At 73.0% G+C, this 21,865-nt stretch carries 27 protein-coding genes and 1 riboswitch; of the genes, 16 read left to right on the top strand and 11 right to left on the bottom strand.

All coding sequences use genetic code 11. The features are described 5' to 3' along the window. The first annotated feature begins 22 nt into the window (after nucleotides 1-22). Together ACRWNP_RS03930 and ACRWNP_RS03925 are read left to right on the top strand one after the other, a co-directional pair. Nucleotides 23-409, top strand: a complete 387-nt coding sequence (locus ACRWNP_RS03930; RefSeq protein ID WP_431959486.1) for a hypothetical protein — start codon at nucleotides 23-25, stop codon at nucleotides 407-409. A gap of 1 nt (nucleotide 410) precedes the next feature. Then, a complete protein-coding gene (locus ACRWNP_RS03925; RefSeq protein ID WP_431959485.1) occupies nucleotides 411-698 on the top strand; it encodes a DUF4031 domain-containing protein in 288 nt (95 codons plus the stop codon). Between the two features lie 38 nt (nucleotides 699-736). On the opposite strand, the gene ACRWNP_RS03920 is transcribed toward ACRWNP_RS03925, so the two are convergent. Beyond that, complete coding sequence (locus ACRWNP_RS03920) at nucleotides 737-1,411, bottom strand: HD domain-containing protein (RefSeq protein ID WP_431959484.1); 675 nt, start codon at nucleotides 1,409-1,411, stop codon at nucleotides 737-739. Nucleotides 1,412-1,462: 51 nt separating this feature from the next. On the opposite strand from ACRWNP_RS03920, the gene ACRWNP_RS03915 reads away from it, so the two are divergent. Next, nucleotides 1,463-2,164, top strand: a complete 702-nt coding sequence (locus ACRWNP_RS03915) for a copper homeostasis protein CutC (RefSeq protein WP_431959483.1) — start codon at nucleotides 1,463-1,465, stop codon at nucleotides 2,162-2,164. Nucleotides 2,165-2,257: 93 nt separating this feature from the next. On the opposite strand, the gene groL is transcribed toward ACRWNP_RS03915, so the two are convergent. The 4 genes from groL to thrC form a co-directional block, all read right to left on the bottom strand. Next, a complete protein-coding gene (gene groL / locus ACRWNP_RS03910) occupies nucleotides 2,258-3,880 on the bottom strand; it encodes a chaperonin GroEL (RefSeq protein WP_431959482.1) in 1,623 nt (540 codons plus the stop codon). A 360-nt stretch (nucleotides 3,881-4,240) separates the two neighbouring features. After that, entirely contained in the window at nucleotides 4,241-4,447 is a 207-nt protein-coding gene (locus ACRWNP_RS03905) for a cold-shock protein (protein WP_005486335.1), read from the bottom strand. A 422-nt stretch (nucleotides 4,448-4,869) separates the two neighbouring features. Further along, nucleotides 4,870-5,148 (bottom strand): ubiquitin-like small modifier protein 1, encoded by a 279-nt coding sequence (locus ACRWNP_RS03900; RefSeq protein WP_431959481.1) that lies wholly within the window; start codon nucleotides 5,146-5,148, stop codon nucleotides 4,870-4,872. Nucleotides 5,149-5,192: 44 nt separating this feature from the next. Next, nucleotides 5,193-6,482, bottom strand: a complete 1,290-nt coding sequence (thrC, locus tag ACRWNP_RS03895) for a threonine synthase (RefSeq protein ID WP_431959479.1) — start codon at nucleotides 6,480-6,482, stop codon at nucleotides 5,193-5,195. An 18-nt stretch (nucleotides 6,483-6,500) separates the two neighbouring features. Continuing rightward, a riboswitch (SAM riboswitch) is annotated at nucleotides 6,501-6,628 on the bottom strand. A 157-nt stretch (nucleotides 6,629-6,785) separates the two neighbouring features. On the opposite strand from thrC, the gene ACRWNP_RS03890 reads away from it, so the two are divergent. The 3 genes from ACRWNP_RS03890 (at nucleotide 6,786) to ACRWNP_RS03880 (ending at nucleotide 10,346) form a co-directional block, all read left to right on the top strand. Beyond that, on the top strand, nucleotides 6,786-7,757 hold the full coding sequence (locus ACRWNP_RS03890) for a glucosyl-3-phosphoglycerate synthase (protein WP_431959478.1): 972 nt from the start codon (nucleotides 6,786-6,788) through the stop codon (nucleotides 7,755-7,757). Between the two features lie 264 nt (nucleotides 7,758-8,021). Further along, nucleotides 8,022-9,482: an alpha,alpha-trehalose-phosphate synthase (UDP-forming) gene (locus ACRWNP_RS03885; RefSeq protein ID WP_431959477.1), complete on the top strand. Its 1,461-nt coding sequence runs from the start codon at nucleotides 8,022-8,024 to the stop codon at nucleotides 9,480-9,482. Between the two features lie 318 nt (nucleotides 9,483-9,800). Continuing rightward, on the top strand, nucleotides 9,801-10,346 hold the full coding sequence (locus tag ACRWNP_RS03880) for a cupin domain-containing protein (protein WP_431959476.1): 546 nt from the start codon (nucleotides 9,801-9,803) through the stop codon (nucleotides 10,344-10,346). A 303-nt stretch (nucleotides 10,347-10,649) separates the two neighbouring features. Here ACRWNP_RS03880 and ACRWNP_RS03875 read toward each other — a convergent pair whose 3' ends face one another. Together ACRWNP_RS03875 and ACRWNP_RS03870 are read right to left on the bottom strand one after the other, a co-directional pair. Then, nucleotides 10,650-11,054 (bottom strand): hypothetical protein, encoded by a 405-nt coding sequence (locus ACRWNP_RS03875; protein WP_431959475.1) that lies wholly within the window; start codon nucleotides 11,052-11,054, stop codon nucleotides 10,650-10,652. Then, nucleotides 11,051-11,443 (bottom strand): ATP-binding protein, encoded by a 393-nt coding sequence (locus ACRWNP_RS03870; protein ID WP_431959474.1) that lies wholly within the window; start codon nucleotides 11,441-11,443, stop codon nucleotides 11,051-11,053. The genes ACRWNP_RS03875 and ACRWNP_RS03870 overlap by 4 nt, the downstream gene beginning before the upstream one ends. 115 nt (nucleotides 11,444-11,558) lie before the next feature. On the opposite strand from ACRWNP_RS03870, the gene ACRWNP_RS03865 reads away from it, so the two are divergent. Further along, nucleotides 11,559-12,374, top strand: a complete 816-nt coding sequence (locus ACRWNP_RS03865) for a helix-turn-helix domain-containing protein (protein WP_431959473.1) — start codon at nucleotides 11,559-11,561, stop codon at nucleotides 12,372-12,374. Further along, nucleotides 12,371-12,571 carry a DUF397 domain-containing protein gene (locus ACRWNP_RS03860; protein WP_431959472.1) on the top strand — a complete coding sequence of 67 codons (201 nt, stop codon included), beginning with the start codon at nucleotides 12,371-12,373 and terminating at the stop codon, nucleotides 12,569-12,571. Before ACRWNP_RS03865 ends, ACRWNP_RS03860 begins: the two co-directional genes overlap by 4 nt. Nucleotides 12,572-12,888: 317 nt before the next feature. Here the strand turns inward: ACRWNP_RS03860 and ACRWNP_RS03855 are convergent, their stop codons facing one another. Further along, the gene (locus ACRWNP_RS03855; RefSeq protein ID WP_431959471.1) at nucleotides 12,889-13,239 is read right to left on the bottom strand and encodes a hypothetical protein; all 351 of its coding nucleotides are present in this window, start codon (nucleotides 13,237-13,239) and stop codon (nucleotides 12,889-12,891) included. A gap of 398 nt (nucleotides 13,240-13,637) precedes the next feature. Here ACRWNP_RS03855 and ACRWNP_RS03850 point away from each other — a divergent pair, with 398 nt between their 5' ends. The 3 genes from ACRWNP_RS03850 to ACRWNP_RS03840 are packed head-to-tail and all read left to right on the top strand — an operon-like array spanning nucleotide 13,638 to nucleotide 14,975. Then, nucleotides 13,638-13,853 (top strand): type II toxin-antitoxin system VapB family antitoxin, encoded by a 216-nt coding sequence (locus ACRWNP_RS03850; protein WP_026251179.1) that lies wholly within the window; start codon nucleotides 13,638-13,640, stop codon nucleotides 13,851-13,853. Beyond that, nucleotides 13,850-14,266, top strand: a complete 417-nt coding sequence (locus tag ACRWNP_RS03845) for a PIN domain nuclease (protein WP_431959470.1) — start codon at nucleotides 13,850-13,852, stop codon at nucleotides 14,264-14,266. The genes ACRWNP_RS03850 and ACRWNP_RS03845 overlap by 4 nt, the downstream gene beginning before the upstream one ends. 49 nt (nucleotides 14,267-14,315) lie before the next feature. Beyond that, entirely contained in the window at nucleotides 14,316-14,975 is a 660-nt protein-coding gene (locus ACRWNP_RS03840; RefSeq protein WP_431959469.1) for a hypothetical protein, read from the top strand. Between the two features lie 79 nt (nucleotides 14,976-15,054). Here the strand turns inward: ACRWNP_RS03840 and ACRWNP_RS03835 are convergent, their stop codons facing one another. Beyond that, a complete protein-coding gene (locus ACRWNP_RS03835; RefSeq protein WP_431959468.1) occupies nucleotides 15,055-15,267 on the bottom strand; it encodes a hypothetical protein in 213 nt (70 codons plus the stop codon). A gap of 134 nt (nucleotides 15,268-15,401) precedes the next feature. On the opposite strand from ACRWNP_RS03835, the gene ACRWNP_RS03830 reads away from it, so the two are divergent. Next, nucleotides 15,402-16,499 (top strand): sensor histidine kinase, encoded by a 1,098-nt coding sequence (locus ACRWNP_RS03830; RefSeq protein ID WP_431959467.1) that lies wholly within the window; start codon nucleotides 15,402-15,404, stop codon nucleotides 16,497-16,499. Between the two features lie 2 nt (nucleotides 16,500-16,501). Further along, nucleotides 16,502-17,167 carry a response regulator gene (locus tag ACRWNP_RS03825; RefSeq protein ID WP_431959597.1) on the top strand — a complete coding sequence of 222 codons (666 nt, stop codon included), beginning with the start codon at nucleotides 16,502-16,504 and terminating at the stop codon, nucleotides 17,165-17,167. A 20-nt stretch (nucleotides 17,168-17,187) separates the two neighbouring features. Here ACRWNP_RS03825 and otsB read toward each other — a convergent pair whose 3' ends face one another. After that, on the bottom strand, nucleotides 17,188-18,084 hold the full coding sequence (otsB, locus tag ACRWNP_RS03820) for a trehalose-phosphatase (RefSeq protein WP_431959466.1): 897 nt from the start codon (nucleotides 18,082-18,084) through the stop codon (nucleotides 17,188-17,190). 197 nt (nucleotides 18,085-18,281) lie between these two features. After that, nucleotides 18,282-18,542, bottom strand: coding sequence for a DUF3263 domain-containing protein (locus tag ACRWNP_RS03815; protein ID WP_431959465.1), 261 nt, complete (start codon nucleotides 18,540-18,542; stop codon nucleotides 18,282-18,284). Nucleotides 18,543-18,764: 222 nt separating this feature from the next. On the opposite strand from ACRWNP_RS03815, the gene ACRWNP_RS03810 reads away from it, so the two are divergent. The 3 genes from ACRWNP_RS03810 to ACRWNP_RS03800 all read left to right on the top strand — a co-directional run bounded on the left by ACRWNP_RS03810 (nucleotide 18,765) and on the right by ACRWNP_RS03800 (nucleotide 21,845). After that, nucleotides 18,765-19,679, top strand: coding sequence for an ROK family protein (locus ACRWNP_RS03810; protein ID WP_431959464.1), 915 nt, complete (start codon nucleotides 18,765-18,767; stop codon nucleotides 19,677-19,679). Beyond that, nucleotides 19,622-20,815, top strand: a complete 1,194-nt coding sequence (gene nagA, locus ACRWNP_RS03805) for an N-acetylglucosamine-6-phosphate deacetylase (RefSeq protein ID WP_431959463.1) — start codon at nucleotides 19,622-19,624, stop codon at nucleotides 20,813-20,815. Before ACRWNP_RS03810 ends, nagA begins: the two co-directional genes overlap by 58 nt. A gap of 88 nt (nucleotides 20,816-20,903) precedes the next feature. Further along, the gene (locus ACRWNP_RS03800) at nucleotides 20,904-21,845 is read left to right on the top strand and encodes a 1-phosphofructokinase family hexose kinase (protein WP_431959462.1); all 942 of its coding nucleotides are present in this window, start codon (nucleotides 20,904-20,906) and stop codon (nucleotides 21,843-21,845) included. The last annotated feature ends 20 nt before the right edge of the window (nucleotides 21,846-21,865 follow it).

Raw genomic sequence — 21,865 nt, 5'->3', positions numbered from 1 at the left:
CGCTTGGTCCACAATGGGGGCCATGGATCCTGACGCACCCGGTTCCTCCGCCGGCCTGGAGGCGGCCCTGCACAGCGCCCGCGCGCTCGTCCTCGCCGACCTGACCGCGACCGGCGTCGCCGACGCGCAGATCGTCTCGCTCGTCGAGGACGCCGTCTCCCAGCGCCGCTGGTGGGTGGAGCAGTGGCCCGACGGCGCCGCGTTCGTCGTGGGGCTGGTCGCCCAGGACGTCAAGGACGCCCTGCTGGAACGCATGGGCCGCTGGCCGCTGTGCCCGCGCTGCGCCGACCCCCACGCCCTCGACGTCGAACCCGAACTCGGCCCCGACCCGCACTGGGTGTGCGAGTCGCTCGGCGAGGCCGTCGCTCCCGTGGGCGGCCTGTCCACGGCCCTCGGCGAGCCGCGCTGACGTGGCCGTCTACATCGACCCGCCGACCTGGCCGGGTCACGGCCGCATGTGGTCCCACATGGTGAGCGACACCTCGTACGAGGAGCTCCACGCCTTCGCCGACGCCATCGGCGCCCCCCGCCGCGCCTTCGACGGCGACCACTACGACGTCCCCAGCGAGCGCTACGCCAAGGCCGTCGCCGCGGGCGCCGTCGAGGTGGGAAGCAAGGAACTGCTGCGCCGCCTCACCGAGGCCGGCCTGCGCCGCCCGAAGCGCAGGTCCCCCCAGGGTGAGGCCGGCAGGTCCTAGGCCGACCTAGACCGCCTCGTCGCCTGAGCTCCCCCCGGCTACCGACGCGTCCCCGGGGCGAGGAGTTCCAGCTCGGTGGAGAGGTTGCGCCGGGCAGTGGACTCCCAGCGCTCGTACGCCTGCGGGGTGCGGAACAGCCGGGGCAGCCGCAGCAGCTGACGCAGCACGTCGGCGCGGCCGGCGCGGAAGGCGTCGTCGGGGACGAAGCCGTACTCCTCGCGGACGGCGGCCGCGTACTCGGCATAGGTGCTGGGGTCGCCGGCGAGGACGGCCAGGTCGGCGTCGCAGAGCACCTCGCCGTCGCGGTCCCCCTCGGCGGGGTGGTGGGTGACGGTGAGCCGGACCAGCCGGGCGACCTCGGCGGTGATCGCGTCCGGGACCCCGGCCTCGGGGAGCGCGCGTTCGGCGAGCCGGGCGCTGCGCTCCTCGTTCTCGGAGCGGTCGGGCAGGTAGACGGCGTCGTGGAACCAGGCGGCGAGCAGCACCGCGTCCGGGTTCTCGGCGTGCCCGGCGAGGGCCTCGACGTGGTCGAGAACGGCGGTCAGGTGGGAGGTGGTGTGGTAGCGGCGGTGCGGCTCGGCCCAGCGGGCGATCAGGTCCTTGCCGTACGGCACCGGGTCGACGGACTCCGTCTGGCAGCGGCGCAGCAGGTCGCACCAGCGGGCGAGGAGGGCGGAGCCGGGTTCGGGTGCGGTGTCAGCCATGGAGGTCATTGTGCGGTACGGGGGTCGCGGGCACGCGTGGGCATGTGACACCCTGGAGATATGTCTAGACCAATTTTCGAAGTGATCGCGCTCGACGCCCACGACGCCCTCGCGGCCCGGACGGGCGGCGCGGATCGCCTCGAACTGGTCACCGACATGGCGGCGGACGGCCTGACGCCGTCCCGGGAGACCTTCGCCGCCGTCCGCGCCGCGGTGGACATCCCGGTCCGGGTGATGCTGCGGGCCCGCGCGGACTTCGCCGTCGGCGGCACCCACGAGGCGGACGCGCTCTGCGTGGCCGCGGCGGCGCTGCGCGGCGAGGGCGCTGACGAGTTCGTGCTCGGTTTCCTCGACGGCTCGGGCGCGCCGGACCTGCCCGCCGTGCGCCTGCTCGTCGACGCGATCGGTTCCGGTGCCCGCTGGACCTTCCATCGCGCCATCGACCACTGCGCCGACCGGGAGGCCGTGCGCTCGGCGGTGCGCGGGCTGCCCGGGCTGGACACCTTCCTCACCGCGGGTTCCGCGCGGGGGGTGGACGACGGGCTCGGCCGTCTGCTGGCGGAGGCGGGCCGTCCCGGTGAGCCCCAGCTCATGGTGGGCGGCGGGCTCCGCGCCGAGCACCTGCCGCGGCTCCTCGCGGCCGGCATCGACGCCTTCCACGTCGGCGGCGCGGTGCGCCCCGGCGGCTGGGCCGGGCCGGTCGACGCGGAAGCGGTGCGCACCTGGCGCGAGCTGCTCGACGCGCCGGTCGCCGTGCCGTGACCGGGCGGCTCCCGGATACGCCCGAGGGCGGTACCCCGCACGGGGTACCGCCCTCGGTCTTCTGCCGTGGTGCGGAGTCCTGATCCCGGAGGATCAGAAGTCCATGTCACCGCCGGGCATGCCGCCGCCGGCCGGGGCAGCGGCCTTCTCCGGCTTGTCGGCGATGACGGCCTCGGTGGTGAGGAAGAGCGCGGCGATGGAGGCCGCGTTCTGCAGCGCGGAGCGCGTGACCTTGGCGGGGTCGATGATGCCCTCGCCGATCAGGTCGACGTACTCGCCCGTGGCGGCGTTCAGGCCGTGACCCGGGGTCAGGTTGCGCACCTTCTCCACCACGACACCGCCCTCGAGGCCGGCGTTGACGGCGATCTGCTTCAGCGGGGCCTCAAGGGCCAGCTTCACGATCGCGGCACCGGTGGCCTCGTCGCCGTCGAGCTCGAGCTTCTCGAAGACGTTGGACGCCTGGAGCAGGGCCACGCCACCACCGGCGACGATGCCCTCCTCGACGGCGGCCTTGGCGTTGCGCACCGCGTCCTCGATGCGGTGCTTGCGCTCCTTGAGCTCGACCTCGGTGGCGGCACCGGCCTTGATGACGGCCACGCCGCCGGCCAGCTTCGCCAGACGCTCCTGGAGCTTCTCGCGGTCGTAGTCCGAGTCGCTGTTCTCGATCTCGGCACGGATCTGGTTCACGCGGCCCTGGATCTGGTCCTGGTCGCCGGCGCCGTCCACGATCGTGGTCTCGTCCTTGGTGACGACGACCTTGCGGGCGCGGCCGAGCAGGTCGAGACCGGCGTTCTCCAGCTTGAGGCCGACCTCCTCGGAGATGACGGTGCCACCGGTGAGGATGGCGATGTCACCGAGCATGGCCTTGCGGCGGTCGCCGAAGCCCGGGGCCTTGACCGCGACGGACTTGAAGGTGCCGCGGATCTTGTTGACGACCAGGGTCGACAGCGCCTCGCCGTCCACGTCCTCGGCGATGATCAGCAGCGGCTTGCCGGACTGCATGACCTTCTCCAGCAGCGGGAGCAGGTCCTTCACCGCGGAGATCTTGGAGTTGACGATCAGGATGTACGGGTCGTCGAAGGCCGACTCCATACGCTCCAGGTCGGTGGCGAAGTACGCCGAGATGTAGCCCTTGTCGAAGCGCATACCCTCGGTGAGCTCCAGCTCCAGACCGAAGGTCTGGGACTCCTCGACGGTGATGACGCCTTCCTTGCCGACCTTGTCCATCGCCTCGGCGATGAGCTCGCCGATCTGCGGGTCGGCGGCGGAGATGGAGGCGGTGGAGGCGATCTGCTCCTTGGTCTCCACGTCCTTCGCCTGCTCCAGCAGAGCGGCGGAGACCGACTCGACGGCCTTCTCGATGCCGCGCTTCAGCGCCATCGGGTTGGCGCCGGCGGCGACGTTGCGCAGGCCCTCGCGCACCAGCGCCTGGGCGAGGACGGTCGCGGTCGTCGTGCCGTCACCGGCGACGTCGTCCGTCTTCTTCGCGACCTCCTTGACCAGCTCCGCGCCGATCTTCTCGTACGGGTCCTCGAGCTCGATCTCCTTGGCGATGGAAACACCATCGTTGGTGATCGTGGGGGCGCCCCACTTCTTCTCGAGGACGACGTTGCGGCCCTTGGGGCCAAGGGTGACCTTGACGGCGTCGGCGAGCTGGTTCATCCCGCGCTCGAGACCGCGCCGTGCCTCCTCGTCGAACGCGATGATCTTGGCCATGTGAAGTGGTCCTCCCGGACTTGGGGTCCCCCCGCGGCACAGGGCTGCGGGGAAGGATTACTCCAGGACCGCGCCGGCGCCCGCGACGGACGGCCTGCCCTCCCGCCGGTTCCTTTCCGGCGGACGAACGGGCCTCACCCACTCGGTCCTTTGTCACTCTCAACGTCAGAGTGCTAACGCCAATGATTAGCACTCGCCCTAGGAGAGTGCAAGCCGCTTGGCCGGGGCCGTGGACAACTCGCGGGTCCGGGTCCGCGCGCCGCCGGGCAGCACGAAGGCCCGCCCCGTGCGGGGGCGGGCCTCGACGCGTACGTTTGAGCGGCCGTACGCGAAAGTGCTCCGTGGCCGATGCGCGGCGCGTCAGCCGGCTGCGAGACGGACCATGTCCGCCTGCGGCCCCTTCTGGCCCTGCGAGATCTCGAACTCGACCCGCTGACCTTCCTCGAGGGTGCGGTAGCCGTCCATCTGGATCGCGCTGTAGTGCACGAAGACGTCCGCACCACCGTCGACCGCGATGAAGCCGTAGCCCTTCTCCGCGTTGAACCACTTGACGGTGCCCTGAGCCATTCCTAACTCCCCTATTGCTGGCCCTTCGCAGACCCGCACCTCGCGGACCCGGGTCAGACCTCACCCCCTACAGCCAAGGGGGCGTGCGCCGGAACGCGTCGACCGCGGCTGAATGTATCTGCCTGGACGCTGTCTGCAACAGGTCAATCGGACGAGAATTCCGGGCACAGAGAATCGGGAGAAGAGCCTGATCGGCGAATAATCCGGGGCAACTCGGACCGGACGCATCGGGCAAACACGGCAAACACCACGTGGATTTGGCGATAAATCGTCGGCAAGACCGCCCCGGAGAAGGGGGTTGCGCAGAGCGTTGCAGGGAGTTGCGAGCCTCCAGGGCAACTGTACAGCCCTTCAACTACCGCTCAAGCACACAGGGGTGCCGGGGAGTTCCCCGGCACCCCTGTCGCCCGCGGGCCGCGCGCTCAGCAGCCGCCCGCGACCGCCGGGATGATCGAGACGGACGCGCCCTCACCCACCGTGGTCTGCAGGCCCTCGGAGAAGCGGACGTCGTCGTCGTTGACGTAGACGTTCACGAAACGGCGCAGCTTGCCCGTGTCGTCCAGGACCCGCGCGGAGATGCCGGGGTGGTTGTGCTCCAGCGAGTCGATGACCTCGGCCAGGGTGCCGCCCTCGGCAGGGACCTCGGCCCGGCCGGCGGTGTAGGTGCGGAGGATGGTCGGGATGCGGACGGTAGCGCTCATGATGCGGGTTTCACCTTCAGTCGGGGTCAGCCGGTGCGGTCGGGTCAGTCGGCCAGGCCGGCGGCGCGGAACGCGTCGAGGCTCGGGCGGATGGTGGCCGTGGGGCGGGAGGTCGGGGCGACGGCGTCCAGCGTCTTGAGGCCGTCGCCGGTGTTCAGGACGACGGTCTCACCGGCCGGGTCGAGCTGCCCGGTCTCGATGAGTTTGCGCAGCACGCCGACGGTCACGCCGCCGGCCGTCTCGGCGAAGATGCCCTCGGTCCTGGCGAGCAGCTTGATGGCGTCCACCACCTGCTCGTCGGTGACGTCCTCGACCGCCCCGCCCGTGCGGCGCGCGATGTCCAGCACGTACGGGCCGTCGGCCGGGTTGCCGATGGCGAGCGACTTGGCGATCGTGTTCGGCTTCTGCGGACGCACCACGTCGTGGCCGGCCTTGAAGGCGGCGGAGACCGGGGAGCAGCCCTCGGCCTGTGCGCCGTAGACGCGGTACGGCTTCTCCTCCACCAGACCGAGCGCGATCAGCTCCCGCAGCCCCTTGTCGATCTTCGTCAGCTGCGAGCCCGAGGCGATCGGGATGACGATGTTGTCCGGCAGGCGCCAGCCCAGCTGCTCGCAGATCTCGTACGCGAGTGTCTTGGAGCCCTCGCCGTAGTAGGGGCGCAGGTTGACGTTGACGAAGCCCCACCCCTCGCCGATCGGGTCGCCGATCAGCTCGCTGCAGAAGCGGTTGACGTCGTCGTAGGTGCCCTCGATGCCGACCAGGTCGCCGCCGTAGACCGCGGCCATGACGACCTTGCCCTCCTCCAGGTCGTGCGGGATGAACACGCAGGAGCGGAAACCGGCGCGGGCGGCCGCGGCGCCCACGGCGCCGGCCAGGTTGCCGGTGGAGGAGCAGGACAGGGTGGTGAGGCCGAAGGTGCGGGCGGCCTCCAGGGCGATGGCGACGACCCGGTCCTTGAAGGAGTGGGTCGGGTTGCCGGAGTCGTCCTTGATGTGCAGGCCGCCGGTGACGCCCAGTTCGCGGGCGAGGTTGTCGGCCTTGACCAGCTTGGTGAAGCCCGGGTTGAGGTTGGGCTTGGAGGCCACGTCCGCGGGGACGGGCAGCAGCGGCGCGTACCGCCAGATGTTGTTCGGCCCGGACTCGATCCGCTTGCGGAGGGTCTCGGGGTCGCCGTCCGGGAGGTCGTACGCCACTTCGAGCGGCCCGAAACAGACCTCGCAGGCGAAGAGGGGATCCAGCGGGAAGCGCTCACCGCACTCGCGGCAGGAGAGCGCGGACGCGGGGCCGAAGGCGGAATCGGTGGACGCGGCGGGTGCAACGGACTGCGCAGCCATGTCAGGCGAGGCCCTTTCTCCTCATCTTCCTCACGGCGCATCTCGCCGTGAGACGGAATTGGCACCTTCCCCACCTGGACCTCGCGGTCGGCGGGAGGGTTGCCGGGGCTTCAACGGGCCGTTCCCTCTGCCCCTCTGGATGAGCGGTATGGCGCCGGGCACACTGCCCGGGCATTTGTCGGACGGGGCGCGATCACCGTGGACATACGATGGTCATGCCTCGTGGTCAAGACTGTAACCGACGACCTCGAACCTGGTCATGGGCCGTCCGTCCTGCGAGACGGGCAGAAACGGAGCAACGCAGTGCTCGACGAGGTGGCCGGCTGGCTGCAGCGGCGGTCCTGGACCGCCGACCACAGGCCGCTGCCGCAACTCCTCGCCGCCAAGCGCGCCGCGGGCGCGCGCGGCACGGTCAGCGTCGTGCTGCCCGCCCTCGACGAGGAGGCAACGGTCGGGGCGATCGTCGCGACGATCCGGCGCGAGCTGATGAGCGAGGCGGTGCCGCTGGTCGACGAAATCGTCGTGCTGGACTCCGGGTCGACCGACCGCACGGCCGAGGTCGCCGCGGCCGCGGGCGCGGTCGTCGTCCACCGGGACGAAGTGCTGCCGCGGCTGCCCGCGCTGCCCGGCAAGGGCGAGGTGCTGTGGCGCTCGCTGCTCGTGACACGCGGGGAGATCGTCTGCTTCGTCGACTCCGACCTGCGCGAGTTCGACGCGCGCTTCGTGTCGGGGATCGTCGGGCCGCTGCTCACGGACCTGGACGTGCAGCTGGTCAAGGCGATGTACGACCGTCCCCTGGAGACCGGCGGCACGGTGGTCCCGGCCGGCGGGGGCCGGGTGACGGAATTGGTCGCACGGCCGCTGCTCAATCTGCACTGGCCGCAGCTGGCGGGGTTCGTCCAGCCCCTCGGCGGCGAGTACGCCGCGCGACGCTCGTTGCTGGAGCGGCTGCCGTTCCCGGTGGGGTACGGGGTGGAGATCGGGCTGCTGGTGGACGCGCTCAACACGGTCGGGCTCGACGCGCTGGCCCAGGTCGACGTGGGGGTACGGCACCACCGGCACCAGGACGGGCAGGCGCTGGGCCGCATGGCGGCGGCGATCTACCGGACCGCGCAGATCCGCCTGGCGCGGGGCCCTCTCGTGCGACCCGTCCTCACGCAGTTCGACCGCGCGCCGGGCGGCGGTTTCGAGCCGCGCGTCCACGAGGTCGCGACGGAGGAGCGCCCCCCGATGCGGACGGTCCCCGAATACGCCCACCGCCGCGCCGTGGCGTGACGGCGCCGGGGTTCCTGGGCAGGCGGTCCGCCGCGGTGCGGGCACCCCCAGCGGCGGCCGGGGGAGGGTGGGCACAAACCCAGGACGGCGTCGCACCTGTGCGGTTCCGCGCATCGCCTCGGCGTCCGCGCGCCGGTGAGCGGTGTCGCGCCGGCCCTCCCCGGCCTTCGGCGAGCGGCCGGACCGCGGCGGGTCGCGGCCGGAAACCCCCGGCTGGGCTAGTTCGTACGTTTGCGGTCAGGCATGCGTGGCTAGGCTGGCCGCATGGTCGCATCGCATGCCGCGCGCGTACTGGTCGCGTCCAACCGCGGCCCCGTGTCGTACAGCCTCCGCGAGGACGGCACGCTCGTCGCCCGCCGCGGCGGCGGCGGACTCGTGTCGGGACTGAGCGCGATCGGGCCGGACGCGGACGCCGTGTGGGTCTGCGCGGCACTGGGCGAGGGGGACCGGGCCGCCGTGCTGCGCAGTTCCGGGGGGACGGGCCGCCTCGCCACCGCCGACACCGGCGGCCAGCACGTACGGATGCTGGACATCCCGGCGGACACCTTCGCCTCGGCCTACAACGGCGTCGCCAACTCGGTGCTGTGGTTCGTCCAGCACATGCTGTTCCAGACCCCGCTGGAGCCCGTCTTCGACGAGGACTTCCGCGAGCAGTGGGCGGCGTACACGGCCTACAGCGCCGCCTTCGCCGACGCGCTCGCCGACGAGGCCGCGCAGGGCGCCGCCGTCCTCGTGCAGGACTACCACCTGTCCCTGGTGCCGCAGTTGCTCCGCTCGCGCCGCCCCGACCTGCGGATCGGCCATTTCTCGCACACCCCGTGGGCGCCGCCCGACTACTTCCGCATCCTGCCGGACGACGTCGCCGCCGAGGTGCTGAGCGGCATCCTCGGCGCCGACCGGGCCGGCTTCCTGACCCGCCGCTGGGCGGACGCCTTCGCCGCGTGCTGCGCCGACGTGCTGGGCGCGTCCGTCATCCGTGACGCGGGCAGCCTCACGATCACGTACAAGGGCCGCACCACGCGGATCGGGGTGCACGGCCTCGGGGCGGACGCCGAGTTCCTTCGGGAGCGGGCGCACCGGCCGGACGTGGACGAGCGCCTGGCGGCGCTGCAGGAGGCGGTGGGCGGCCCGGACCGCAAGATCATCTTGCGGGTGGACCGCACGGAGCTGTCGAAGAACATCGTGCGCGGCCTGCTCGCGTACGCGCAGTTGCTGCGCGACCACCCCGAATGGCAGGGGCGCGTGGTGCACATCGCCTTCGCCTACCCCTCCCGCCACGACCTGGCCGTCTACCGGGAGTACACGGACGAGGTCTCCGACCTGGCCGAGGAGATCAACGAGGAGTTCGCGACGCCCGGCTGGCAGCCGGTGGTCCTGCACGTCAAGGACGACTTCGCGCGCTCCCTGGCCGCCTACCGCCTGGCGGACGTCGCGCTGGTCAACCCGATCCGCGACGGCATGAACCTGGTGGCCAAGGAGATCCCGGTCGTCTCGGACGACGGCGTGGCGCTGGTGCTCTCCCGCGAGGCGGGGGCGTACGAGGAGCTCGCCGACGACGCGTTCGTGGTCAACCCTTACGACATCCGGGCCACGGCCGACGCCCTCCACCAGGCGCTGTCCCTGTCGCACGGCGAGCGCGCCGAGGCCACCAAGCGTCTCGCGGCGGCCTCGACGGCGCTCCCCCCGCAGCAGTGGTTCCTGGACCAGCTGCGGGCGCTGGGGTAGCCCGGACCGGAGCGGCCGGACCGCGCCGCAACCCGGCCCGTTGACGGAAGGCGAGGTCGGCGGCGACCCCATCCACCCTCGCCGTGCGGGCGGTTGTCAGGGTGGGGCGTCGAGGCCGCGCCTCCAGCGGTATGACCGGCCCAGGCGCAACACGTACTGCCTACCAATGCAGCCCAAGGGTTGCCCATGGAGAGCCCGGGGCGCTGTGCTCGGCGAGGCCCAGGAGAGAAGACACATGCTTGACTCGTCAAGTAGTTGCCACTTAACTGTCCCTGCATCTGTCGCCCCAACAGGTGGCGGCCCAATCGAGGAGCAGCCTTGAGCATCGTCGCGCCGAGCCAGCACGATCCCGCTGGACAGGACGATTCCCGTTACATGAAGAGGAACGGCATCTTTGTGCCGCCCGGGCAGGGCGACACGAGGTGGATTGTTGGAGACACCTACACCCTGAAGGTCGGCGGCCCGGAAACGGGCGGACGGCTCACCTTCGTGGAGGCGACCGTCCCTGCCGGGGCCGGAGCCTACCCGCACGTGCACAGCAAGCATCAGGAGGCGTTCTACCTGATTTCCGGCGAGCTGGACTTCGTCAACGGTGACGACACCATCACCGCCGGCCCCGGCTCCTTCTACTACGTGCCCAACGACACGCGGCACGGCTTCTTCAACAAGAGTCTCCATGCCGCCAAGATGATCTTCATGTTTCTCCCCGGAGGATACGAAGAGCTCCTCTTCGACGGAGCGCCCAAGGCCGAACACGGCAAGCCTGTCCCGCACATGATGGACAACCTGCCGAACATCAACCCGGAACTCATGGAGCGGTTCGGCTCATTCATCCTCCAGGGCGACCTCCCTTCTGAAGACTAGGCTGCAGAACGGCCGCGGGACCCCTGTGGTGGGGTTCCGGCCACCGCGGTACGTCTCGCTGCCGCCATGAAGGCGGATCAGATTCCTGTCGAAAGGAAGCGAAAGTACCGCCGACGGCGGGGCCTCCTGACACGGACCGCCGGCCCCAAGGAACCCCACCGCCCCGGGCACCCGCCCACGCCCCGCGCCGAGCGGGGCGTGGGCGTCCGGCACGACACACGACCCGGGGCTCCGACGCCACGAGCAGCGTGCTGGACGCGGGCGTCGCCGGCAGCCCGGGCCGGGCGCCGGTCCAGGGCGCGGTCAGGAGGGAGGTGAGGGCTCCCGGCGGCCGATGCCCAGCCGGATGCGCCCCGCCGTCGCGCCCAGGGCCAGGTACGCCTCCACCTCCGGCAGCGGCGCGCGGCGGGCGAGCGGGTCCAGCCCCACGACGAGCGCGACCGGTCCGCCGGCCGCGACGAAGGCGGACCACCGCTCCCCCGCCGCGACCTCCAGCAGCACCCCGCCGTCCGCGCCGCGCACCACGGCCCGGCCCGGGCGGGCGACGGTGATCCGCTCGCCGAGCTCCGGCAGCCGCCGCCCCGGCTCGGCGAGCCCGAGGAGCGCGGCGAGTTCCGCCGTCCCGCGCCCCTGTGGATGGGCCACCAGCAGGAACGCCACCGGCCCGAACGCCGTGTCGTCCAGCCAGGTCCACGAGGCGGGCCTCACCGCAGCACCACCCACACCTGCTTGCCCCCCGGGGTCGGCCGCGCGCCCCAGCGGTGCGCCGCCGCCGCGATCAGATGCATCCCGCGTCCGCGCTCGGCCGCCCAGTCCGGTGGCCCGGGCGCCGTGACGGGCAGGACGGGGGAGCGGTCGCTGACCGTGGCCCGCACGCCCTCGGACGCCAGGTCGTCCAGGGTCAGTTCGCACTCCGGCGAGCCCGCGTGCCGGTGGACGTTGGCGAGTATCTCCGTGACGCACAGCGCGGCGGCGGGTGCCAGGTCCTCGCGCCCCCAGGCGCGGAGCTGTTCGCGTACGGCCCGGCGGACCTCGGCGATACGGGCGGGTTCGGCGACGACGCGCATCGCCGTTCCGGGTGGGGATTCCTGCGTCATGGGTCCAACGGTTCCCTGCCGTGGCTAGCCTGGCCAGGGCGGATCTGACCCCGAATCAGCTGTGCAGGGGCGGGTCCGCGGCTGTGTACGGCGTGTGTACCGGGGAGGTGGTGCCGTGTCCGCGAAGTGCGAGGGCTCGGCCAGCATGCGGATGTTCGGCTCCGTGGCACGGTCGCTGCGGGAGGCCCGCGGGGTCTCGACCGACGAACTGGCCGCGCATGTGGGGTATTCGAAGTCTCTCGTCGTGAAGATCGAACGCGGCGAGCGGATGCCGCCGCCCGCGTTCGTGGAGAGGGCGGGGATCCTGCTCGGGGACGGCGGCGGGGTGCTGCGGTCCGCGGCGCGCCATCTGGAACGGGCCCAGTTCCCCTCCTGGTTCGAGGAGTACGCGGAACTGGAGCGGGCGGCGGTGAGCCTCTACAAATACGACACCCACGTCATCAACGGCCTGCTGCAGAGCGAGGAGTACGCCCGCGTGGTGCTCGGCGCCTACTGCCCGACGCTGGAGGCGGAGGAGGTCGAGCGCCGGGTCCGGGCCCGGCTGGCCCGGCAGTCGCTGCTGACCCGCGCCCCGGCACCGCAGCTCGCCTTCGTCGTCGAGGAGTGGGTGCTGCGGCGCCCGGTCGGCGGACGGGCCGTGCACCGGCGCCAGTTGGAGCGGCTGCTGGAGGTCGCGGCGCTGCGCCACGTCACGGTCCAGGTCATGCCGCTCTCCCATGAGGCGCACGCGGGCTTCGACGGGCCCATGTCGCTGCTGGAGACCCCGGATCTGCGGCTGCTCGCCTATCTCGAAGTCCAGGGCCGCAGCGTGCTGGTGGACGGCCGGGAAGAGGTCAGCAAACTCCACCAGCGCTATGCGATGATCCGCTCACAGGCCCTCAGCGTGGGGGACTCCGCCAGAGTGATCGAGCAGATTGCGGGGGAGCTATGACATCCCGACTCGCCTGGTTCAAAAGCAGTCACAGCGGCAGCGAGGGCGGCGACTGCGTCGAGGTCGCCCATGCCCCGGGAGCCGTGCACGTGCGGGACTCCAAGGACCCCGCCGGGCCCGCTCTGGCCTTCACCGACGAGGCGTGGACGGCGTTCGTCGCCTTCGTCGCACACACCACCGGGACACCGGTAGAGTAACCGATCGATCACCCTTCGTGCCCAGCGCATGAAGCGGCCCCCAGTGGTGCGCCAACACCGGCCGGGGGCCTACATCCACGAGGCTTAAAGGGAGCCCCGCACATGATCCGTCATGCTATCCCGCCGACCCGTTTCTTCTCCCAGACGCCGAACGACCTCATCCGCCATCCGCGGCTGAACGGCACCGCCGTACGGCTGCTGCAGTGGGCGCTCTCCCTCCCGGAGGGGTCCCGGGAGACCCTGCAGTCCATCGGCGAGAAGATGCCCGAGGGGCGCGTCGCCCTGCGCCGGGCCCGGCAGCAGCTGGAGGCGGAGGGCTATGTGCACACCCGCCGCACGCAGAGCCCCGAGACCGGCCGCTGGACCACCCGGGTGCTCGTCTCCAACGTGCCGTTGCGCGACCCCGCCGCGATCGAGGCGGCCTTCGCGGCACCGGGCGGCAGCATCCCGACCGCCGGTGCGCCGTCCGTACGGGCCGTCGGCGCCTCCCCCAAGGGGGAGAACAGGGAGGAGGAGAACACCTCCCACCCCGAGCCCGCCGCCGACGAGCCGCTGGTCGCCCGCGCGGCGGCCGCGCTGCACCGCCTCGGGCGGCGGGAGGCCAGGCTCGCCCTCGGCGTCGCCGAGGCGCCCGGCTGGCCCCGCTCGCCGCCCGCTGGCTGGCACACGGCGCGAGCGAGCTGGAACTGGGGACCGCCCTGTCCTCCGGGCTGCCCCGCGCCGTCCACTCCCCCGCCGGCTTCATCGCCCGCCGCCTGCGCGACAAGCTCCCGGCGCCGCGCCCCGCCCGCGACCCCGCCGCCCCGGCGGCCCCGCTCCCCGAATGCCCCGGCTGCGGCGACCCGCTGCCCCCCGGCCGCACCGGTCCCTGCCCGCCCTGCGCCACCGCCGCGCCTGCTCTCGGCCGGCTTGCCGACGCCCCGTCAGGTGCGCGGCGTGGCGCCGCCCTGGTCCGCGCGGGCATCGTGCGGCAGCGGCCCGGCGCGAGGGCACGGGCGTCCGCCGATATCGACTGAGACCCAATTTGATATCTTAGGAGGAAGCATCCATGCCCGAGGAGGCCCGCATGACCCGTACCGTCATCGACGTCGACGACCAGATGCTGGCGGAGGCAGCCGAGATCTTCGGCACCACGACCAAAGTCGCCACCGTGAACGCCGCCTTGGAAGACGCGATCAAGCGCCGCAAGCGCGCCTCGTTCCTCGACTGGCTGGCGGACGGCGGACTTCCCGGCCTCACCGGCGAGGCCGGGGCGGCGCACGACCCGCATCGAGCCGCATGAGAGATCGCTTCCTCATCGACAAGTCCGCTCTCGCCCGTTACCCGAAACCGTCGGTGAGGGCCGTGATCGAACCCCTCCACAACGCCGGATTGCTCGCCGTCTGCGGGGCCGTCGAACTGGAGGTGCTCCACAGCGCACGGTCCAAGGCGGACGCAGACCGCATCCGAGATGGCATGCGGGGTTTCGACTGGCTGCCCACGCCGGACGAGGCCTGGGACCGCGCACTGGACGTGCAGACACACCTCATTGCCGCCGGGAACTGGAAGGCACTTTCCCCGGCGGATCTGATCATCGCGGCGACCGCGGAACGGCACGGCGCGACTGTCCTGCACTACGACGGCGACTTCGACATGATCGCCGCCGTGACCGGCCAGCCCGTGCGCTGGGTGGTCCCGTCCGGCACGGCCGCCTGACGCCCCGCCCGACGCCCATCTGACGCCCCGACTGCCGTCGCTCCGTCAGATGGCCGTACCCGGACGTTCACCCTCTCCGGTCACCCAAAGTGCGGAACGCGTCGCACAAGGTAACGATGGCCCCAATCGCTTCGATCCGGAGCGAGCTCCTTCCGTCATCTTCGAAGGCAGAGAGATGAACATACGAGCGAAGAAGGCCATGTCCGGTCGACCCCGTCGTAAGGTGCTTTGGGGCGTCGCCGGAGCCATGACGGTCGCTGCCGCGGTCGTCACGACCACCGCATTCGTTGGCCCGATGAACACCACCGCCACCGCGCGCACCGCCGCGGTCGCCGACGACGCCGCCGCCGGAAACACCGTCAAGGGCGGCGGCAACCGCGACAACCTCGGGCGGTTGAGGACCCGCGAGTACTTCTCGGCGCTCGCACAGGTGCCACCCGGCACCGCATCGTTGTCGGTCACCGCGAACTGCCCCTCGCGCACCGAGGTCACGGGCGGCGGCTTCACCATCACCGACAGGTCCGATGTCTCGTCCACCCCCCCGAACGTGGTCACCGGTATCAGGGTGCTCACGAGTCAGCGGTCCGGCGACGGCTGGACAGTCACCGTCACCAATCCCGACCCCGCCACGCCGCCGGCGACGGGAGCCGGCACCGTCCGTGCCTTCGTGGAGTGCGGCGCCATCGTCCGGGACAACAACAACTGGTAGATCCGCCCCCCGCGTGTGCCACCGCCCCGGCCTCCAGCGCTCACGACGGGAGGCCGGGGCGGGCCTGTGTCCCACACCGTCAGGAGCGCTTGCCCGCCGACTCCGCCGCGCGGAGGACCGCGACGCCCAGGACGACCAGGAGGACGCACACGTAGATCTCGTAGCCGTCCAGGAAGCCGATCCGGTGCGTCAGCGCCCACAGCCGGAACCAGCCGCCGGTGAGCTGGTAGGCGATGCCGCCGATGCCCTGGGAGAGCAGCACGAAGCCGAGGAACCCGAGGAAACCCTTCATGCCACGAGGTTAGGGAGCGCCCACCCGCCCCGGCTGTCGGCGAAAGTCGCCGATCCCGCGCGGGTTGTCGTCCGAAGGTATCGACTTGGGGCGCGGGGCTGGTGCCCGCGCCACGGGACCGTACATTCGGAGGAATGCGACGCGTACGGAAGGACATCGTCGCCGACATCGCGGTCTTCCTCGGTGCGGCGGCCTTCTCCGTGCTGTCCGTGGACGGGGTGGGCGCGACGGTCGGGCCCGTCGAGCAGGCGGTCGGCGCGGCCGCGTGCGCGGCGCTGTTCCTGCGGCGGCGGTGGCCGGTGCGGCTGGCGGTGGTGCTGCTGGTGACGGGGTGGTTCGCGCACCTGGTCGGCGGGCCGACCGCGGTGGCGGTCTTCACCGTGGCGGCGTACCGGCCGCTGCGCACGACGGCCTGGGTGGCGGCCCTGGCGTTCGCGCCGCTGCCGCTGTTCGTGGCGCGGGGCCCCGACCCGGACCTGCCGGAGACCGGCTCGGCGATGACCTTCTTCGTGATCATGGTCGGCTCGATCGGCTGGGGACTCTACGTCCGCTCCCGGCGCCAGTTGCTGGCCTCGTACGCCGAGCGCGGGCGGCGGCAGGCCCGCGAGGAGATGGCGCGGGAGATGCACGACGTGCTGGCGCACCGGCTGTCGCTGCTGAGCGTCCACGCGGGCGCCCTGGAGTTCCACCCGGGGGCGTCGCCCGCGGAGATCGAGCGGGCCGCCGCGGTGATCCGGGAGAGCGCGCACCAGGCGCTGGACGACCTGCGCGGCATCATCGGCGTCCTGCGCGAGCCGGACGGGGCCGGTACCGCGGACGGGGCGGCCGGACGGCCGCAGCCCACGCTGGCGGACGTGCCGCGGCTGGTGGAGGAGTCACGGGACGCCGGGATGCGGATCGTGCTGGAGGCGGACGGCACCGCCGTGTCGGCGGCGCCCGCCGCCTCCGGGCGCACGGCGTACCGGATCGTGCAGGAGGGGCTGACCAACGCCCGCAAGCACGCCCCCGGCGCGGAGGTGACCGTGCGGCTCGCCGGCGGTCCCGCGCGGGGGCTGACGGTCGAGGTCAGCAACCCGGTGCCGGCCGCGGCGGCCGTGGTGCCCGCCATCCCCGGCGCCGGGCAGGGGCTGATCGGGCTGACGGAGCGGGCCTCGCTCGCCGGGGGCGACCTGGAACACGGCCGGTCCGGCGGGGACTTCCGGCTGCGCGCCTGGCTACCGTGGGCGGCGTGAGGATGGTGCGGCTGCTGCTGGTGGACGACGACCCGCTGGTGCGGGCGGGGCTGCGGATGATGCTGGGCGGGGCGCCGGACGTCGAGGTCGTCGCCGAGGCCGCCGACGGCGGCCAGGTGGCGGCGCTGGTCCGGGAGCACTCCCCCGACGTGGTGCTGATGGACATCCGCATGCCCACCGTGGACGGCCTCGCCGCCACCGAGGCGCTGCGGGCCGTGCCGGGCGCGCCGGAGGTGATCGTGCTGACCACCTTCAACACCGACGAGCACGTGCTGCGGGCGCTGCGCGCGGGTGCCGCCGGGTTCGTCCTGAAGGACACGGCGCCGCGCGAGATCGTCGAGGCGGTACGGAAGGTGGCGGCCGGCGAACCGGTGCTGTCCCCCGCGGTGACCCGGCAGCTGATCGCGCAGGTCGCCGGCTCCGACGCCGAGACGCGGGGCGTGCGGGCCGCCGCCCGGCGCAGGCTCGCTTCGCTGGGCGGGCGGGAGCACGAGGTGGCCCTCGCCATCGGGGAGGGCCGGTCCAACGCGGAGATCGCGGCCGGGCTCCACATGAGCGTGCCGACGGTGAAGACCCACGTCTCCCGCATCCTCGGCAAGCTCGGCCTGAACAACCGGGTGCAGATCGCCCTCCTCGTCCACGACGCGGGCACCCCCGGCCGGGACTGACACCTCGACGGTTCCGCGGTTCAGTCCCCGACCGGCGGCCGGGTCTCGGCACCGCCTCGAGCGTCCCGCTCCTCCAGGGCGTCCGCGAGGGCGTCGACCAGCGCGACGACGCCCTCCGGGCCGTCCACGACGAGGTCGGCCCGGGCGGCCAGTTCGGCCACCTCCGCGCTGCCGCTGCACACCAGCACACCGGGGAGGCCGTCGGCGCGCCGCTTCTCCACCGCCCCGAACGCGGCCAGGTCGCCCAGGTCGTCACCGGCGTACAGCACGGGACCGGCGCCGACCTCCCGCAGGTAGTCGTTGAGGGCCACGCCCTTGTCCATCCCGGGCGGCCGCAGCTCCAGCACCATCCGGCCGGGCTCCACGATCAGCCCGTGCCGGTCGGCCAGATCGCGCAACGGTCCGCTCAGCACCTCGAACGCGGCCTGCGGATCCTCCGTGCGGCGCGTGTGGACGGCCACCGCGCGGCCCTTGTCCTCCACCCACGTGCCCCGCCACGCCCCGATCGCGTCCAGCACGCCCGGCAGTTCCGCGCGCACCGCGTTGACCCCGGGGTGCGCGCCGGGCGCCTTGACCTCGCCGGAACGGGCGTCCCAGCGCTCGGCGCCGTAGTGGCCCAGCACGACCATGCGCTCCAGGGCCGGCACGCCGGCGAAGCCCCCGTACCGCACGGCCACGCCGGCGGGACGGCCCGTCACGACCACGACGGACCCGATCCGCGGCGCCAGCCGGGCCAGCGCGGCAGCCGCCCGGGGGTGCGCCCGCGCGGCGTCCGGGTCCGGCACGATCGGCGCGAGCGTCCCGTCGAAGTCCAGGGCCAGCACGGCCCTGCGGGGCTCGGCGAGCAGTGCGGCGAGGCCGTCCTTACCCTCGGGGGTCGTGGGTACCGGCAGTTCGTCCCTGCGGCTGCGGCTCATGCCCCGACCATACCGACCCCTGCGGGGGGCATGCCCGGCGTACGGAAGCATCCCGCCCTTGGCGGTGTCCTCGGGGCCGGTCGGTGTGCGAGAAGCTGACGCCGCGTGTCCTGCGGCACTTCCTCGGCCTCGACGAGCGGCAGGACAGCCGGGCCCGAGCACCCGTACCTCCGGGCAGCCGGTCACCGCCGGAGGCGTCAGCGGGTGGTGCGGTGGGTGTCCCGGGTGCGGCGGAGGCGGTTGACCGTCACGGGGTCGTGCGCGAGGGCACGGGGGTCGTCGAGGAGGGCGTTCAGGAGCTGGTAGTAGCGCGTGGGGGAGATGCCGAGGCGTTCACGGATGGCCCGTTCCTTCGCGCCGGGGCCGGCCCAGGCGCGGCGGGCGATGTCGAGGACGGCGCGGTCCTGCTCCGTCAGCCCGTCCGCGGGGGCGTCCGCCCCGGCCTCGTCCCGTTCCATCCGACAACCATATCCGCGTCCCGGTCACCCCTGCCTCCCGTCACCGGATGCACCGAGCGCTTCGACGGTGACGCTGAGTACCCACCCCGCCGTCTCCATGAGGTCTACACCACTCAAGCCTTTCTCCCACCGCGCCACCTGGCGCCCACGCACACGCGGTGCGCGATCTCTTTCGGCGAGTGGACTAGACCTTTTGCGGGGTACCGCGCGACACTGTCCCCCGTGAGACACGTCATCGCCCTCGATGTGGGCGGCACCGGCATGAAGGCCGCCCTGGTCGCGGCGGACGGCACGCTGCTGCACCAGGCGCGCCGCCCGACCGGCCGGGAGCGCGGCCCGGGCGCCGTGGCCGATTCCGTGCTCGACTTCGCCGCGGAGCTGCGGACGTACGGCGAAAGCGCTTACGGCGAGCCCGCCGCCGCGGCCGGTGTCGCCGTGCCCGGGCTCGTCGACGAGCGGGCCGGCGTCGCGGTCTACTCCGCCAACCTCGGCTGGCGTGACGCGCCCCTGCGTGACCTGCTCACCCGCCGGCTCGACGGCACCCCCGTCGCCCTCGGCCACGACGTGCGCGCCGGTGGCCTCGCCGAGGGCCGGCTGGGCGCGGGGCGGGGCGCCGAGCGCTTCCTGTTCGTGGCGCTGGGCACCGGCATCGCCGGGGCGATCGGCATCGAGGGCCGTGTCGAGGCCACCGAGCTCGGGCACATCGTCGTCCGCCCCGGCGGCCCGGCCTGCGGCTGCGGCCAGCGGGGCTGCCTGGAGACGGCGGCCTCCGCCGCCGCCGTGGCCCGCGTCTGGGAGGCCGCGGGCGGCGGCCCGGACGCCGGCGCCGCCGGCTGCGCCGCCGCCGTCGAAGCGGGCGACCCCCGCGCGGCGGCCGTGTGGGACGAGGTCGTCGCCGCCCTCGCCGACGGCCTGGTCACCGGGATCACCCTGATGACCCCGGGAACGCTGATCGTGGGCGGCGGGCTGGCCGAGGCCGGCGACACCCTCTTCGTGCCGCTGCGGGCCGCCGTCGAGCGGCGGCTGACCTTCCAGCAACTCCCCCTCATCGTGCCGGCGGCCCTCGGGGACACCGCCGGATGCCTGGGCGCAGGGCTGCTCGCCTGGGATCTTCTCTCCGTGGAGGTGACCGCTTGACTGCGGCAACTAGCGTGCTGACCGGTGCCCATGTGGTGCTGCCGGACGGCGTGGTCGAGGACGGCCGGGTGACCGTAGAGGGCCGCTCGATCGTCGCGAACGACCCGCTCCAGGCGTCCACCCGCGACCTGAGCGGGCACTGGATCGTCCCCGGCTTCGTCGACATCCACGTGCACGGCGGCGGCGGCGCGTCCTTCTCCTCCGGTGACGCCGAGGCCGTCCTCACCGGCGTCGGGACCCACCGGCGGCACGGCACCACGACCCTGCTCGCCTCGACGGTGACCGGGGACCTGGACGACCTGTCCCGGCAGGCCGGGATGCTGTCCGAACTGGTCGAGCAGGGCGACCTGGCCGGCATCCACTTCGAGGGGCCGTTCATCTCCCCGCACCGGTGCGGGGCGCACAAGCCCTCGCTGCTGCGGGAGCCGCACCCCTCAGACGTGCGCAAGCTGCTCGACGCCGCCCGGGGTACCGGGCGCATGGTGACCCTCGCCCCCGAACTGCCCGGCGGGCTCGACTCGGTGCGGATGCTGGCGGAGCACGGCGTCATCGCGGCCGTCGGCCACACCGACGCCGCGTACGAGGCCACCTTGAAGGCCGTCGAGGCGGGCGCGACCGTGGCCACGCACCTGTTCAACGCCATGCCGCCGCTGCTGCACCGCGAACCCGGCCCGATCGCCGCGCTGCTGGAGGACGAGCGGGTCACCGTCGAGCTCATCAACGACGGCGTCCACCTCCACCCGGCCGTCCTGGAGCTGGCGTTCCGCAGCGCCGGCGCCGACCGGGTCGCCTTCATCACCGATGCCATGGACGCGGCCGGCTTCGGCGACGGCCGCTACCTGCTGGGCCCGATGGAGGTCGACGTCGTCGACGGCGTCGCCCGGCTCGTCGAGGGCGGGTCCATCGCGGGGTCCACGCTCACCCTGGACACCGCCTTCAAGCGGGCGGTCACCCTGGACGGGCTGCCCGTCGGCGACGCCGTGCGCGCGCTGAGCGCCAACCCGGCGCGGCTGCTGGACGCGTACGACCGGATCGGCTCCCTGGAGCCGGGCAAGGACGCCGACCTGGTGGTCCTGGACGCGTCGTTCGACCTGGTGGGTGTGATGCGGAAGGGCAGCTGGGTCGTCGAGCCCTGACCTGCCCCCGGCGGCGGGGTCTGTGCCTCCGGGCGTTCCTTTGGCATGATCCCTTCCCATCGCACACGCTGTTCGAAGGGATCATGCGGTGATCGTCACCGTCACGCTGAACGCCGCCATCGACGTGACCTACCGCGTCCCCCGGCTGCGGCCGCACACCACCCACCGGGTGTCGGAGGCCGCCGAACGCCCCGGCGGCAAAGGGCTGAACGTCGCCCGCGTCCTCGCCGCGCTCGGCCACGAGGCCGTCGCGACCGGCTTCGCGGGCGGCGCCTCCGGGGACCGGCTGCGCTCGTATCTGGCGGGGATCGACGGCGTCTCGGACGCCCTCGTGCCCACCTGCGGCAGCACCCGGCGGACGGTGGGCGTCGTGGACGAGTCGGGCGGCGACACCACGATGTTCAACGAGCCCGGTCCGACGATCACTTCGGAGGAGTGGGGGGCCTTCCTCGGCTCGTACCGCAAGTACCTGGAGGGCGGCGCGACGCGCGCCGTGGCCCTGTGCGGCAGCCTGCCGCCCGGGCTGCCCGTCGGCTGCTACGCCGAGCTCGTCCGGGACGCGCGCGCCGCGGGCGTCCCGGTCCTGCTGGACACCAGCGGCGAGCCCCTGCGGCGCGGCCTGGCCGCCCGCCCCGACCTGGTCAAGCCCAACGCCACCGAACTGACCGGGCTCACCGGCGCGACGGAACCCATGCGGGCCGCCCGTGACGCCCGCCGCCGCGGGGCTCGCGCCGTCGCCGCCTCGCTCGGCCCCGACGGGATGCTCGCCCTCGCCGAGGACGGCACCGTGTGGACCGCCCGTCCCCCGGCCCCCGTCCCCGGCAACCCCGCCGGCGCCGGCGACTCGGCCGTCGCCGCCCTGCTCTCCGGGATCGTCGAGGGCCTGGACTGGCCGCAGCGGCTCGCCCGCGCCGTCGCCCTCTCGGCGGCCACCGTGGCGGCACCGGTCGCGGGCGAGTTCGACCGCGGGGTGTACGAGGACCTGCTGGGGCGGGTCGATGTGAACCGGGAGGGCGACTCACGGCCGTAGCCCGCCCGGCAGGGCGGGCT

The organism is Actinacidiphila sp. bgisy160, assembly GCF_965342435.1.
In the GTDB taxonomy this organism is placed as follows: Bacteria; Actinomycetota; Actinomycetes; order Streptomycetales; family Streptomycetaceae; genus Actinacidiphila.
The sequence above is the reverse complement of the archived record's forward strand: the minus strand, read 5'-3'. Positions and strand labels throughout refer to the sequence as shown.

Excerpts from the sequence above, each read along its gene's own strand:
- ACRWNP_RS03915 (WP_431959483.1), top strand. The coding sequence starts at position 1,463 with ATGTCTAGACCAATTTTCGAAGTGATCGCGCTCGACGCCCACGACGCC.
- ACRWNP_RS03825 (WP_431959597.1), top strand. The coding sequence starts at position 16,502 with ATGGTGCGGCTGCTGCTGGTGGACGACGACCCGCTGGTGCGGGCGGGG.
- groL (WP_431959482.1), bottom strand. The coding sequence starts at position 3,880 with ATGGCCAAGATCATCGCGTTCGACGAGGAGGCACGGCGCGGTCTCGAG.
- ACRWNP_RS03815 (WP_431959465.1), bottom strand. The coding sequence starts at position 18,542 with ATGGAACGGGACGAGGCCGGGGCGGACGCCCCCGCGGACGGGCTGACG.
- ACRWNP_RS03860 (WP_431959472.1), top strand. The coding sequence starts at position 12,371 with ATGACATCCCGACTCGCCTGGTTCAAAAGCAGTCACAGCGGCAGCGAG.
- otsB (WP_431959466.1), bottom strand. The coding sequence starts at position 18,084 with ATGAGCCGCAGCCGCAGGGACGAACTGCCGGTACCCACGACCCCCGAG.
- ACRWNP_RS03840 (WP_431959469.1), top strand. The coding sequence starts at position 14,316 with ATGGCCGTACCCGGACGTTCACCCTCTCCGGTCACCCAAAGTGCGGAA.
- nagA (WP_431959463.1), top strand. The coding sequence starts at position 19,622 with ATGCCTGGGCGCAGGGCTGCTCGCCTGGGATCTTCTCTCCGTGGAGGT.
- ACRWNP_RS03845 (WP_431959470.1), top strand. The coding sequence starts at position 13,850 with ATGAGAGATCGCTTCCTCATCGACAAGTCCGCTCTCGCCCGTTACCCG.
- ACRWNP_RS03930 (WP_431959486.1), top strand. The coding sequence starts at position 23 with ATGGATCCTGACGCACCCGGTTCCTCCGCCGGCCTGGAGGCGGCCCTG.
- ACRWNP_RS03835 (WP_431959468.1), bottom strand. The coding sequence starts at position 15,267 with ATGAAGGGTTTCCTCGGGTTCCTCGGCTTCGTGCTGCTCTCCCAGGGC.
- ACRWNP_RS03900 (WP_431959481.1), bottom strand. The coding sequence starts at position 5,148 with ATGAGCGCTACCGTCCGCATCCCGACCATCCTCCGCACCTACACCGCC.
- ACRWNP_RS03870 (WP_431959474.1), bottom strand. The coding sequence starts at position 11,443 with ATGACGCAGGAATCCCCACCCGGAACGGCGATGCGCGTCGTCGCCGAA.
- ACRWNP_RS03905 (WP_005486335.1), bottom strand. The coding sequence starts at position 4,447 with ATGGCTCAGGGCACCGTCAAGTGGTTCAACGCGGAGAAGGGCTACGGC.
- thrC (WP_431959479.1), bottom strand. The coding sequence starts at position 6,482 with ATGGCTGCGCAGTCCGTTGCACCCGCCGCGTCCACCGATTCCGCCTTC.
- ACRWNP_RS03830 (WP_431959467.1), top strand. The coding sequence starts at position 15,402 with ATGCGACGCGTACGGAAGGACATCGTCGCCGACATCGCGGTCTTCCTC.
- ACRWNP_RS03920 (WP_431959484.1), bottom strand. The coding sequence starts at position 1,411 with ATGACCTCCATGGCTGACACCGCACCCGAACCCGGCTCCGCCCTCCTC.
- ACRWNP_RS03885 (WP_431959477.1), top strand. The coding sequence starts at position 8,022 with ATGGTCGCATCGCATGCCGCGCGCGTACTGGTCGCGTCCAACCGCGGC.
- ACRWNP_RS03850 (WP_026251179.1), top strand. The coding sequence starts at position 13,638 with ATGACCCGTACCGTCATCGACGTCGACGACCAGATGCTGGCGGAGGCA.